The organism is Massilia sp. P2_C2, from assembly GCF_056404615.1.
Genome location: NZ_JBFUDR010000174.1, coordinates 1 through 12,959, shown reverse-complemented (window position 1 = coordinate 12,959; position 12,959 = coordinate 1). Strand labels below are relative to the sequence as shown.

At 65.9% G+C, this 12,959-nt stretch carries 11 protein-coding genes; all 11 read right to left on the bottom strand.

All coding sequences use genetic code 11. The features are described from left to right. Window positions 1–68: 68 nt before the first annotated feature. On the bottom strand, window positions 69–1,145 hold the full coding sequence (locus AC1DYX_RS19230; protein ID WP_477261711.1) for a hypothetical protein: 1,077 nt from the start codon (window positions 1,143–1,145) through the stop codon (window positions 69–71). A gap of 101 nt (window positions 1,146–1,246) precedes the next feature. After that, on the bottom strand, window positions 1,247–2,140 hold the full coding sequence (locus AC1DYX_RS19225; RefSeq protein ID WP_477261709.1) for a DNA-3-methyladenine glycosylase 2: 894 nt from the start codon (window positions 2,138–2,140) through the stop codon (window positions 1,247–1,249). Further along, window positions 2,137–3,033 carry a DMT family transporter gene (locus AC1DYX_RS19220; protein WP_477261707.1) on the bottom strand — a complete coding sequence of 299 codons (897 nt, stop codon included), beginning with the start codon at window positions 3,031–3,033 and terminating at the stop codon, window positions 2,137–2,139. Before AC1DYX_RS19220 ends, AC1DYX_RS19225 begins: the two co-directional genes overlap by 4 nt. Window positions 3,034–3,339: 306 nt before the next feature. Next, window positions 3,340–4,437, bottom strand: coding sequence for a M48 family metallopeptidase (locus AC1DYX_RS19215; protein ID WP_477261705.1), 1,098 nt, complete (start codon window positions 4,435–4,437; stop codon window positions 3,340–3,342). 16 nt (window positions 4,438–4,453) lie between these two features. Beyond that, complete coding sequence (gene dut, locus AC1DYX_RS19210) at window positions 4,454–4,903, bottom strand: dUTP diphosphatase (RefSeq protein WP_477261703.1); 450 nt, start codon at window positions 4,901–4,903, stop codon at window positions 4,454–4,456. Between the two features lie 186 nt (window positions 4,904–5,089). Further along, window positions 5,090–6,310, bottom strand: a complete 1,221-nt coding sequence (coaBC, locus tag AC1DYX_RS19205) for a bifunctional phosphopantothenoylcysteine decarboxylase/phosphopantothenate--cysteine ligase CoaBC (RefSeq protein ID WP_477261715.1) — start codon at window positions 6,308–6,310, stop codon at window positions 5,090–5,092. A gap of 36 nt (window positions 6,311–6,346) precedes the next feature. Then, window positions 6,347–6,868: a signal peptidase II gene (gene lspA, locus AC1DYX_RS19200; RefSeq protein WP_477261701.1), complete on the bottom strand. Its 522-nt coding sequence runs from the start codon at window positions 6,866–6,868 to the stop codon at window positions 6,347–6,349. 53 nt (window positions 6,869–6,921) lie between these two features. Further along, window positions 6,922–9,810: an isoleucine--tRNA ligase gene (gene ileS / locus AC1DYX_RS19195; protein ID WP_477261699.1), complete on the bottom strand. Its 2,889-nt coding sequence runs from the start codon at window positions 9,808–9,810 to the stop codon at window positions 6,922–6,924. 92 nt (window positions 9,811–9,902) lie between these two features. Continuing rightward, on the bottom strand, window positions 9,903–10,874 hold the full coding sequence (locus AC1DYX_RS19190) for a bifunctional riboflavin kinase/FAD synthetase (RefSeq protein WP_477261698.1): 972 nt from the start codon (window positions 10,872–10,874) through the stop codon (window positions 9,903–9,905). 302 nt (window positions 10,875–11,176) lie between these two features. Further along, window positions 11,177–12,409, bottom strand: coding sequence for a tetratricopeptide repeat protein (locus tag AC1DYX_RS19185; RefSeq protein WP_477261697.1), 1,233 nt, complete (start codon window positions 12,407–12,409; stop codon window positions 11,177–11,179). 70 nt (window positions 12,410–12,479) lie between these two features. Continuing rightward, the gene (locus AC1DYX_RS19180; RefSeq protein WP_477261713.1) at window positions 12,480–12,911 is read right to left on the bottom strand and encodes an ExbD/TolR family protein; all 432 of its coding nucleotides are present in this window, start codon (window positions 12,909–12,911) and stop codon (window positions 12,480–12,482) included. Between the last annotated feature and the right edge of the window lie 48 nt (window positions 12,912–12,959).

Here is a 12,959-nt window from a genome sequence, read left to right as displayed (position 1 = left end):
GTGCGTGATTGATGCCCCCGGCATCAATCACCCCACCCTACGATCGACTCCAGGCCATCGGATGTCGATCAGAAGCGCCGCAGCAGGCCCACCTGGAACAGGTCGCGGTCGTTCGTCTTGCGGAAGGTTTTGATGCGGTTGAAATTGATGATGGCCCGCATGCGCCCGGACAGCGCACGCTCGGCCTGGAAGCTGATCAGGAGATTGGTGGCCGTGCGGTTGTCGTCGCGCCGCTTGTCGTAGCGCCGATTCGCGGCGAAATAGGGGCCGAGGCCGGCGCTCATTGAAAAGTGCGGCGTCACGGGTTGTTCGTACCACAACTGCCCCGCGACGCCGCGCCGGTCGACCCGCGCGCCATCGTCGCCTTCGAACAGGAATTTATAGCCGACGCCCCACCGCTCGGCATACTGCCTGGCTTCGAGCACGCCGGCATGGGCGCCATGCGTGCCGGCCATGTTCGTGATCGACGTGCCGAATGTGCCGCCGAGCCACAGATGCCCGTCCGGCACGACGTCCGGCGTCGGCTCGGCCGCGCCGAACTGGCGCCCGAAGCCGAGCACCAGCGCGTCCGATCGGTGCACGGTGCGCATGGCCACGTGGTTATAGCCCAGGCGCAGATGGGCGCCGGGCGGACCCGGCACGGCCAGGCGCAACGCCGCGCTGAGGAGCAGGCCCATGTGGGCATCGTCGATCTGGCGGTAGCCTTCCGCCGTCATGACTTCGGTCGTGTTCATGCTCAGGTAGGGACCCACGCCCAACTCGCCGGTCCAGGCGCGGGAAATTCGGGCCACGTTGAGCCATTGCAGGGCGAAGCCGTCGCGGTGGTTGTTGTCGGGATGGCCTTCGTTGTAATGGACGAAGTCGACCCGCATGGTCCAGGCGGACGGCAGGGTGAGACCGAACAGATCGTGCTGCTGGCGTCCGGCGCGCACTTCGAACGTGCGCCCGCGCATCCAGGTGTTGCCGCTCGCGTTGCCGCCATGGATGCGGCCGTTGCCGAACGTGAGCGACAGGTAGGCGCCGCGGTCGTCGTCGGCGGCGCTGGCCTCGGCAAGCGCGTCCGTCCGCGCCTCGGTTTGTCCTTCGGCCCGCGCCACCAGGCAATGCGCCATCAACAGCGCGGCCACGCATGTTTTTGCTCTCATGGAATACCCTCGCTGCCGTTCCGTCCGCGGACGTTCAGCAACCAGTCTGGGCATGCGTGGCGGGTTCGTCTTGTGGCGGCACAAGCACGGCCGTGGAACTGTCAGCCGGCAGGTTGGTTCAGGCTGGCCCACAGATAGGCCGCAGCCATCGTGCGGTGCGGGCGATACGCCTGCAGGAATGCTTCCGCTTCACGCAGGTCCGGGCGTTCCGTGCCGAGCAGGCGGCCGATGGCATTGCGTACGGCGACGTCGCCGTGCAGCGAGCAGTCCGCGTAGCCCCAGCCGCGCAGCAGTGCATAGTTGACGGTCCACGGCCCGATGCCCTTGACCGCGAGCAGGCGCTCGCTCACGTCGGCCGCATCCGCCGTGCGGGCCAGCGACAACCCGCCGTCCGCCACGAGGCGCGCGAAGCGCAGCAGGGTCTCGGCCTTGGCGCCCGAGAACTTGCGGCTGGTCAGGTGTTCGATGTCGAGGCGGGCCACGTCGGCCGCTTCCGGATAACACCACAGGCCGCTCGAATGCGCACGCCCGGCCAGCTTGACGAATGTGCGGCGCAGCGCGATCGCGAATGGCAGGTTGATCTGCTGGCCGATGATGGCCCACGTCAGCGCTTCGAACACGGTAGCGGACTGGATCACGCGCAGGCCCGGCTGGCGCGCGACGACGGGGCCGAACAGCACGTCGTCGCGCGCCGCGTGTTCGAACGGTGCGGGATCGATGCGCAGGCCCAGCATGTTCACGAGGACGTCGTGGCGGTCCGCCGCTGCGGCGCTTGCTGCCGCGCCATCGCTGGCGACGACGCACCCGGCCCGGTCCGTGTGGAGGGTGATGTCGAGTACGGTCGGGACGCCGTCCAGCAGCACGCCCTTGCGGATGCGACCGGCGTCCGCGTCGACCTGCTCCGCCAGCGCATCGGCGTCGCGGCCGTGAAAGGCGAACGCATCCGCGGGGCGGTAGCCGGCCGGCAGCGGAATCGTGAGATCGAGCCGGCTCATTTGCACGACGAGGGCACGGGCGCGGCGCGGCCGAAGCGCGGGACGAAGCCCGTCACGAATGCCGTGCCGACCAGCGTGATGGCCGAGCCCACGACCGTGTACCAGCCGATCGCCTCGCCGAGGAACAGCGCGCCCCACAGGATGCCGAACACCGGGCTCAGGAAGGTGACGGTGAGGGCGGATGTCGTGCCGACCTGCTCGATCAGTTTGAAATACAGGATGTAGGCGATGCCGCTGCACAGCACACCCAGTGCGATCACGGCGCCGGCGATGCCGAGGGTCGGCGCGCCGGCGGGCGGGAACAGGGGCAGGGCGGGCAGCACCATCAGCGCGGACGTCCACATCGTGCCATGCGCGTTGGCGAACGGTTCCACGCTTTTCGCGGTGCGTGCATACAGGCTCGCGACGCTGTAGCTCAAGGAAGCCACGAGCGCAGCGGCGACGGCGATGGCGGCGCCGGGGCGGCTGGTCGCATGGTCGAAGCCGACGAGCAGCGCGACGCCCGCGGTGCCCAGCACGAGACCGAGCGCCGTGTGGGCCCGGATCGGCTGGCGGCCCCACACCGCGCCGAGCAGCGCGCCCCACATCGGCGCGGTGGCGTTCAGCACGGCCAGCACGGACGCCGGCAGCGTACGCGCCGCGAATGCGAACAGCAGGAACGGGAAGGCGGAGTTGAAGAAGCCGAGGATGAAGTAGTGCTTCCAGTGGGTGCGCAGGTCGAGGCGCTTCCTGAGGACCACGCCCACAAAGGCCAGGAACAGGGCGGCGAACAGCACGCGGAATTCGATGAGCACGGCCGGGCCGAGCGTCGGCGCGCTGATGCGCATGAACAGGAAGGAGCCGCCCCAGATGGCGGCGAGGACGATGAGGCGCAGCAGGTTGGCAGTGTTCATGGTTCCTGGTCTTTGTATCAGGTTGGCCGGCGGATTGTGGCCGCGCGGGCTGTCCTCCGCTTCCCGTTTCTTGCGCTCGGATTGCGCGGCGGGGAGGGGGAATTGGTAATGATACAAAAAGAGTGGGGATGCTGCTGGCGGCCGGCTGATTGCCAGGCTGGTTGAACGCGTGGGCACGTGGTGCCCACCCTACCGGGACGCATGCGGTAGGGTGGACGGCTTGCCGTCCACGCGTTCAACCAGCCCCAATCGGACGTGAAAAGGGCCGCGAACGCGGCCCCGTCAATCATGCGAATGTTCGCGCGCTCAAGGCGCCAGCGGCTTCTTCGCGGACCGTTTGCTCTTCACTTCCTCAATCGCCTTGTCCACGGCCGCCAGCCGCTGCGTCAGTGCCGGATGATTCGCGCTATAGCCGTTCAACACGCTCGGCGGATACGCCTCGGCCAGCCGCGTCCAGAACGTCGGCGCGTCCTTGATGTCGTAGCCGGCGCGCGCGGCCAGGTAGATGGCGAGGCGGTCGGCGGCCGCGTCGGCCTCCGCCGGCATGGCCTTGATGCCGCCGCTGCCGATCAGCATCGACGTGTCCGGCGTGATGCTCTTGAGGTTGTCGATGATGCTGCCGATCGTGGCGCTGTTGCGCTGCGCGGCCGGGTGGCCCAGCATGTTGTGGGCCATCGTCTTGGCCAGCACGAAGGCCAGTTCGTCGTCGTCGCGCGTGAAGTTGATCATGCCGCGCGTGACGAGCACCCGGCTGCCGTCGCCATACGCGTTGACGTTGTCGGCGTTGCCGAGTTCGATCGCGAAGGCGCATGCGCGCGTGACGGGGATCGTGAGCTGGCGCTCGCTCCGGTGCCGTTCGACCGCCATCGGCAGGCTGGGCTGCGATGCGATGATCTTGCCGAAGATGGCGCCCGCCTGGGACAGCGCGTGTTCGCCCGTCGGCAGCGGCTTGCCGCCGGCGGCGAGCAGGACGTCGCCGGTCTGCAGCCCGGCGCGCGCGGCACCGCTGCCGGCCAGCACGCCGGTCACCTGCAGGTGTTCGTCCATGCCGAAGGCGACATGGGCGGCCTCGTTGTATTCGCCCGGGTAGGACCAGCGGTTCTTTGCCGTGAAGCCCAGCAGGTTGCGGGCCTGGCCCTTGCACAGTTCGGCATTCTGGATCAGCAGCGGCGCGGCGACCTTGTACAACCGGTCCTGCAGGGCCGCCATCTTCGTCAGGGTGTCGGCGGCGGCGGCCATCTGCGGTGTCAGGGCCGGGGCTTCCACGGGGCGTTCGACGACGCGCGGCGTGCCAGACGGTTGACGCGGTGCCTGCGTGGCGCAGGCCGACAGCAGCATGGCTGCGGTGATGCCCAGCGCGGCAACCTTGAAGCCCGCAGGGCGCTGACGATGAATGCCGGTCATGTGCTCCTCATTGTGTTTACTGTTTGCCGGTTGAGCCGAAACCGCCGGCACCCCGGTCGCTCGTTGCGAAATCCTCCACGACATTGAAGCCCACCTGCAGGACAGGCACCACGATCAGCTGCGCCAGGCGGTCCATGGGCTGCAGCGTGAACGAGGTCGAGCCGCGATTCCAGGTCGAGACCATCAGCTGGCCCTGATAATCGGAGTCGATCAAGCCTACCAGATTACCCAGAACGATGCCGTTCTTATGGCCGAGCCCACTGCGCGGCAGGATCATCGCGGCGTAGCCCGGATCGCCGATGTGGATGGCGAGGCCGGTCGGCACGAGCACGGTCTGGCCGGGCTCGATGGTCATGGGCGCCGCGACGCAGGCGCGCAGGTCGAGGCCGGCGCTGCCGGTGGTGGCGTAGGCCGGCAGGAAGTCCTTCATGCGCGGGTCGAGGATTTTCAGGTCGATATTCTTCATTCAGTGTGTCGGATGCTTGCGGGAAGCTCGTAAAACCTACTGCGCGTTGCATTTCGGTGGCGGCGCCTAGCCCTGCGATGCTCACTGTACTTTCGTACAGCTGCGCTTCTTAGACTCGGCGTCTGCCACCGCAACTGCGGCCGCTCGCTACGGTTTTTCGAGGTTCCCTTGGTGATTCGGGATGGTTCAGGCCAGCAGGGAACGCTTTTCCAGGCGCTTGGCGATCTCGGAGACGAGCTGGCGCGCCAGTTCCAGCTTGGACGCGCGCGGGAGCACCGTGTGGCCGCTTTCGTCGAACAGCACGATCGCATTCTCATCCTGCCCGAACGTCTGCGGGCCGATATTGCCGACGAGCAGAGGAATGCCTTTTTTCTCGCGCTTGACGGCGCCGTATGCGAGCAGGTTCTCGGATTCGGCCGCGAAGCCGACGCAATACGGCCAGCCGTTCAGCGACGTGGTCGCGGCGACGGTCGCGAGGATGTCCGGGTTTTCCGCGAACTGCAGGTGCGGGGCGTCGCCGCCGGCGCCCTTCTTGATCTTCTGGGCGCTCGCATTGTCGACGCGCCAGTCGGCGACGGCCGCCACGCCCACGAAGATGTGCTGGCCGCCGATGCCCTGCATGACGGCGTCCAGCATCTGGCGCGCGCTCTGCACGTCGATGCGGCGCACGCCATGCGGCGTGGGCAGCGCGGTGGGGCCGGAGACGAGCGTGACGTCGGCGCCGGCCTCGCGCGCGGCGCGCGCGATCGCATAGCCCATCTTGCCCGACGAGAGATTCGTGATGCCGCGCACGGGGTCGATCGCTTCGTACGTGGGGCCGGCCGTGATCAGCACGCGCTTGCCCGCCAGGAGCTTCGGCTGGAACGATGCGACCAGTTCATCGAGCAGTTCTTCCGGTTCGAGCATGCGGCCCATGCCCGTCTCGCCACAGGCCTGCGAGCCGGCGGCCGGGCCGAGGATGCAGATGCCGTCCTCGCGCAGCTGCGCGACGTTGCGCTGCGTGGGCGGTTTTTCCCACATCTCGACGTTCATCGCGGGCGCCACCAGCAGCGGCACGTGGTGCGGGCGCGCGAGGCACAGGGTCGACAGCAGGTCGTCGGTGGCGCCGTGCGCGAGCTTGAACAGGAAGTCGGCCGAGCAGGGGGCGACGAGGATGGCATCGGCATCGCGCGTGAGGTCGATGTGCGCCATGTTGTTGGGGATGCGGCCGTCCCACTGGTCCGTGAAGACGCCGCGGCCGGACAGCGCCTGCATCGTCACCGTCCCGATGAAGTGGGWGGCCGCTTCGGTCATCACGACCTGCACGTGCGCGCCTTCCCTGGTGAGGGCGCGGCACAGTTCCGCGGCCTTGTAGCAGGCCACGCCGCCGGACAGGCCGAGGACGATCTTCTTGCCCTTCAGGTCCATGCTCATGACATCCTCCGGGGTGTGTTCAATGCTTGCTCAGTTCTTGTTTACGCGGCGCAGTTCGTCCACGATGAATAAAAATGCGCCGATGGTGATGGCCGTATCGGCGATATTGAAGGCCGGGAAGTGGCCCAGGCCGCGCCAGTAGAAGTCCAGGAAGTCGATCACGTGGCCATAGGCGACCCGGTCGATCAGGTTGCCCAGGGCGCCGCCCATGATCAGGGCGAGGGCCCAGCAGAACATGCGCTGGCCCGCGTGCTTGCGCAGCAAATAGATGATGAAGCAGACGGCCGCGATGGCGATGCCGGCGAACAGGTAGCGCTGCCAGCCGCCCTGCGTGGACAGGAAGCTGAAGGCTGCGCCGGGGTTATACGCGAGCACGAGGTTGAAGAAGCCCGTAATGGGCTTTTCTTCGCCGTGCATGAAGGTGCGCGTGATGGTGATCTTGCTGATCTGGTCGAGCAGGATGACGATGAAGGCGATGCCGAGCCACGGGGTGAGGCTTGCGCCCGAGCGCGACGGGACGGCGGAGAATATTGGTTTTTTTTTGGTGGCCATGTCGATGGTCGTGAAGTGAAGACCCCGGGCACGAGGCCCGGGGCGCAGGTACATCAGGCGAAGCGGCGGCTTTCCCCGCTGCCGAACAGGTTGCTCGTGCAGCGGCCGCACAGGCCCGGATGGGCGTGGTCGTGGCCGACGTCACGGCGGTAGTGCCAGCAGCGCTCGCACTTGGCGGCGTCGGACGGCGTCACCGTGACGGCTTCGTCGGCCGCGTCCTGTACCTGCTCGACGGCCGCCTGCGACGTGATGAACAGGAACTTCAGGTCGTCGTCCAGGCTGGCCAGCGTCGCATATTTGTCGCCGGCGGCCTTGATGGCCAGTTCCGCCTGCAGCGACGAGCCGATCGCGCCGGACACGCGCACTTCTTCCAACTGCTTGGTGACGTCGGCGCGCACGGCGCGCAGCAGCGCATACTTGTCCAGCAGCGCGGCCGCGTCGGCGATGGCCGGGAACTGCCACAGCGTCTGCGTGAAGATGGTCTCGTCGCTGTCCTTGTAGGCCTCGGCGCCTGCGAACACGGTCCAGGCTTCCTCCGCCGTGAACGACAGGATGGGCGCCATGATGCGCAGCAGGCTGTGCGCGATGTGCCACAGCGCGGTCTGCGCGGAGCGGCGCGCATGCGAGTTCACACCGGTCGTGTACAGGCGGTCCTTCAGGATGTCGAGGTAGAAGCCGCCCAGGTCTTCCGAGCAGAAGTTCTGCAGGCGCGCGACGACCGGGTGGAATTCATAGCGCTCGAAGTGCGCTGCGACCTCAAGCTGCAGGCGCGCCGTCTCGGCCATTGCATAGCGGTCGATCTCCAGCAGCTCGGCCACCGCCACGGCGTTCTTCACGGGATCGAAGTCCGACGTGTTCGCGAGCAGGAAGCGCAGCGTGTTGCGGATGCGGCGATAGGCTTCCGTCACGCGCTTGAGGATCTCTTCGCCGATCGACAGCTCGCCCGTGTAGTCGGTCGATGCGACCCACAGGCGCAGGATGTCGGCACCGAGCGTATCCGAGATCTTTTGCGGGGCCAGCGTGTTGCCGAGCGACTTGGACATCTTCTTGCCCTGCTCGTCGACGGTGAAGCCGTGCGTCAGCAGTGCCTTGTACGGCGGGCGGCCGTTCAGCATCGACGACGTCAGCAGCGACGAGTGGAACCAGCCGCGGTGCTGGTCCGAGCCTTCCAGGTACAGATCGGCCGGGAAGTGCGATTGTTGCTCGTGCGAGCCCCGCAGCACGGTCTGGTGCGTCGTGCCGGAGTCGAACCACACGTCCAGCGTGTCGCGGTTCTTTTCGTACATCGATGCCTCATCGCCCAGCAGCTCGCGCGGGTCGAGCTTGTGCCAGGCATCGATGCCGCCTTGTTCGATCAGCTGCGCCACCTGTTCCAGCAGCTCCGGCGTGCGCGGATGCAGGTCGCCCGTTTCCTTGTGCAGGAAGAAGGCCATCGGGACGCCCCACTGGCGCTGGCGCGACAGGGTCCAGTCCGGACGGTTGGCGATCATGCCCTGCAGGCGCGCCTGGCCCCAGTCGGGGAAGAACTGCGTCTCGGCGATGCCGGCCAGCGCGGATTCGCGCAGCGTCGGGCCGCCGTCTTTCGGCTTGACGTCCATGCCGGCGAACCACTGGCTCGTCGCGCGGTAGACGATCGGGGTCTTGTGGCGCCAGCAGTGCATGTAGCTGTGGTCGAACATCTTCAGTTCGAACAGCGCACCCGCTTCGGACAGGGCATTGCAGATCGGCTTGCTGGCTTCCCAGATCGTCATGCCGCCGAACAGCGGCAGGGTCGACGCGAAGCGGCCGTCGCCCATCACGGGCTTCAGGATCTCGTCGTCCTTCATGCCGTGCGACTTGCAGGACTGGAAGTCTTCCAGGCCGTACGCGGGCGCAGAGTGGACGACACCGGTGCCGCTGTCGGTCGTGACGTAGTCGGCCAGGTAGACCGGCGACGTGCGGTCGTAGAACGCATCGGCCGCGTGCAGCGGGTGCTTGAAGCGGACGCCGCCCAGTTTCTCGCCCGTGGTCGTGGCGACGACTTCGCCTTCCAGCTTGTAGCGTTGCAGGACGCCTTCGGCCAGGTCCTGCGCCACGATCAGCAGCACCGGGCTGCCGTTGCGATCGGCTTTGACGAGGGCGTAGGTCACTTCCGGATGCACGTTCAGCGCCTGGTTCGACGGGATCGTCCACGGCGTCGTCGTCCAGATCACGATGAAGCCGTCGCCCGCCGGCAGCTGGCCGAGACCGAACGCCTGCGCCAGCTTTTCCGGTTCCGCGAACGGGAAGCCGACGTCGATGGCCGGGTCGCGCTTGTCCTGGTATTCGACTTCCGCCTCGGCCAGCGCCGAGCCGCAATCGAAGCACCAGTTCACGGGCTTCAGGCCGCGATAGACGTAACCTTTTTCGAGCATCGTACCGAGGGCGCGCAACTCGTCGGCCTCGTTACTGAAATTCATCGTCAGGTAGGGGTTGTCCCACTCGCCCAGCACGCCCAGGCGGATGAAGCCGGCGCGCTGGCGGTCGACCTGCTCGAGCGCGTAGGCGCGTGCCTTTTGCAGCACCTCGGCCGTCGGCAGATTCTTGCCGAACTGTTTTTCGATCTGGATCTCGATCGGCATGCCGTGGCAGTCCCAGCCTGGCACATACGGTGCATCGTAGCCGGCGATCGTGCGCGACTTCACCACCATGTCCTTCAGGATCTTGTTGACGGCGTGGCCCAGGTGGATGTCGCCGTTCGCGTACGGCGGACCGTCGTGCAGGACGAATTTCGGACGGCCGGCGGCCGCCTTGCGGACGCGCTCGTAGATCTTCTTGTCCTGCCATTGCTTGACCCAGCCCGGCTCGCGTTTGGCGAGGTCGCCGCGCATCGGGAAGGGGGTGTCGGTCATGTTGACCGGGTATTTGCTCTCCGGCTTCTTGTTGCCTTGTTGGCCTTTCTGGCCTTGCTTGGTATCGGACATGGTGGTTTCTAAAATGGACTGCTGTTGTTCGTGTTGACGGGACGACGCGTGGCCGCCCGGGCGGGCCGGCGGTGGAACCGCGGAAGTCCTGGTCAAATTCGGTCGGTGGCCGTCAGGGCGCCGGCACGCTGGGCGAACCAGGCGCGCGCCTGCTGGGCGTCGCGCTCGATGGCGGCCGTGAGCGTGGGGAGGTCGACGTATTTTTCCTCGTCGCGCAGCTTGGTGAGGAATTCCACGCGCACGAGTTTGCCGTAGCACGGCTGGTTCCAGTCGAAGATATGGACTTCCAGCAGCATGCGGCCGGCGTCCTCGACGGTCGGACGGACACCCAGGCTCGCGACCGCCGGCAGCGGCCGGTCGGCCAGGCCGTGTACCTGCACGACGAAGATGCCGGCCAGCGCGGGGCGGTGGACGACGCGCAGATTCAGCGTGGGGAAGCCCAGCGTACGTCCCAGCTTCTGGCCGTGGATGACGTGGCCGGACATCGAATACGGATGGCCGAGCAGGGCGCGCGTGGCGTCGAAGTCGCCGGCGGCGAGGGCGGCGCGCACGGCCGAGGACGAGATCCGCGTGGCATCGTGCAGCACGGCCGGCAGGCTGTGCACGTCGAAGCCATAGTGCTTGCCGGCTTCGGCCAGCAGGGCGACGTTGCCGGCGCGTCGCGCGCCATAGCAGAAATCGTCGCCAACCATCAGCCATTTCACGTGCAGGCCGTCGACGAGCACGCGCTGCGTGAATTCGTCCGGCGACATCGAGGCGAAATGTTCGTTGAAGTGTTCGACGATGACGCGGTCGACGCCGGCATTCTCCAGCGATTCCAGCTTGTCGCGCAGGTTGGCGATACGCGCCGGTGCCTTGGACAGATCGCCGCTGCGCTGGGCAAAATATTCGCGCGGATGCGGTTCGAAGGTCATCACGGCCGCTTCCAGTCCGAGCCGGCGGGCGCTCGCGGTCACGTGGGTCAACAGCGCCTGGTGTCCGCGGTGGACACCGTCGAAGTTGCCGATCGTGAGTGCGCAAGGCGCGCGCGCCCTGTCGTTGGGAAGTCCGCGAAATACCTTCATTGGATGATTCGTGCTTCTAGGCGAAATACCGGATTATACGGCAACTGGCATGTTGCACAGCGCAATGCCTTGTTGGTAGGGTGGACGGGTCTCCCGTCCACGCGTTCAAATTACCTCGCCGTCGACGCGATGCAAGCGCTGGCTGGACGCGTGGACGGCTCAGGCGCCAGCGGGCCTTGACCGGCGCCATTTAGCCGTCCACCCTACCGGGCCAACACACGACCACAATAAAAAGCGCAGCCGGCATAGAGCGGGCTGCGCTTTGTTGGCCACCTGCGGTCGGCCGTACGTGGAGCAGGAGATCAGCCGGAAATCGGCTTGTTGATCGCCATGATGAAGTAGCGCGCCAGATCGGCGGCGCCTTCGTTGCCGCCCACGGACTTGAGCGTGCTGATCGCCTGCTGCTTCTTGCCGGCGACGGCATATGCTTCGCCCAGGTGCAGCTTGACGTCTTCCGGATGCTTCAGGTCCTTGGCCTTGGCAGCGGCTTCCATCATCTTCAGGCCCTTGTCGACCTGGCCCGACTGGACCAATGCATAACCCAGGGAAGCCATGCCGTCGTTGTCGGCGTCCTTGGTCAGCTGGGCTTCGGTGGCGGCCAGGTTCTTGTTCTGGTCGGCCAGGGTCTTCTCGGCCAGGTCCTTCAGGCGCTGGTGACGGGCGGCGTCCGGACCGGTGCCCAGGGCGCCGGCCTTGTAGCCCTTGTCGATGACCTTCAGGGCTTCGGCCGGTGYGCCGGCCTGCAGTACGAGCTGGGCCATTTCCATGAACTCGCTCGGCTTCTTCATCAGGTTGTTGGCCAGCTTCAGACGGTAGATGTCCACCGCCAGGCGGCCCGAGAAGCCCGGTTTGCCCTGCACGCGGTTCAGCAGGTCGGTCCAGTAATTGGCCTTCGGATAGTTGGCGGCCAGTTTCTCGATGGTGTTGACGTAGCCGACCTTGTCATTCTTCTTGAGCTGGATGTTGGCCAGCATGCCCAGCTGGTCTTCGCTCAGGCGGCCGCTCTTCTCGGCCACGCGCAGCTCGTCTTCCAGGGCCTTGATATTGCCCTGTTTGTAATAGTTCTGCATCAGGTAAGCACGCAGCTTGGGATCGTCACGATCCTTGAGCTGGCGCTGGATGGCTTCATTAGCCTTGTTCAGCTCGCCGGCGCGCATGTAGAGGCCGATCAGGCCTTCCGAGAACTGGGCTTTTTCGCCGCTGTTCAATTGGCCCGAACCGATCAGGTATTCGAATGCCTTGGCGGCCGTCTCGTACTCGCCGGCGCCGGAGGCGGCACCGGCACGGGTGCGTTCGATCAGGTACGTCTCGTGCGGCGACTTGCCGCTGACCTTGTCGAGCTCGCGCAGCTTGGCCAGCGCTTCCTTGTTCTTGCCCGACTTGATCAACTGCGCGGCTTCCTGCAGGGGCTTGCCGATTTCCGGACGGAGGGTCTCCGCGGCGTAGACCGGAGTCAGGCCGACCACCGGAGCGGCGGCGGTGAATCCGAGTGCGGCCAGTACGAGGCCGAGGTGTGCGAGGCGGAATTTAGCCATTATCGAGAATTCTTTCATTCAAAATAGACACGGCAGGGAAACCCTGCCGTGTTCATTATAGCCAAAGCGATTACTGGAACTGTTCGTTACCGACCATACCGATCTTGGTCACGCCCAGACGCTGCGCCGATGCCATGACGCCAGCGACAACCTTGTACTCGACCAGCTTGTTCGGACGCAGGTGCACTTCCGGCTGATCAGCCTGGGCTGCCACATTGGCCAGCTTCGCTTCGAGGGTGGCACGATCCGGAATCGGGACGTTATCCCAGAGGACGGTGCCGTCGAAGTCCACGTCGATCGTGATCACTACCGGTTCCTTGATCGGCGGCGGTGGATTGCCAACCGGCATGTTCAAGTTAACCGAATGGTTTTGTTTTGGAATGGTGATGATCATCATGATAATCAGCACCAGCATGACGTCGATCAGCGGCGTCATGTTCATTTCCATCATCGGTTCCGGATCTGCTCCTTTAGCTCCGGACGAACCAACGTTCATACCCATGGTGTTTCCTTTCAAATCTTGGGAACCGGCGTGACAGGGTTCAGACCC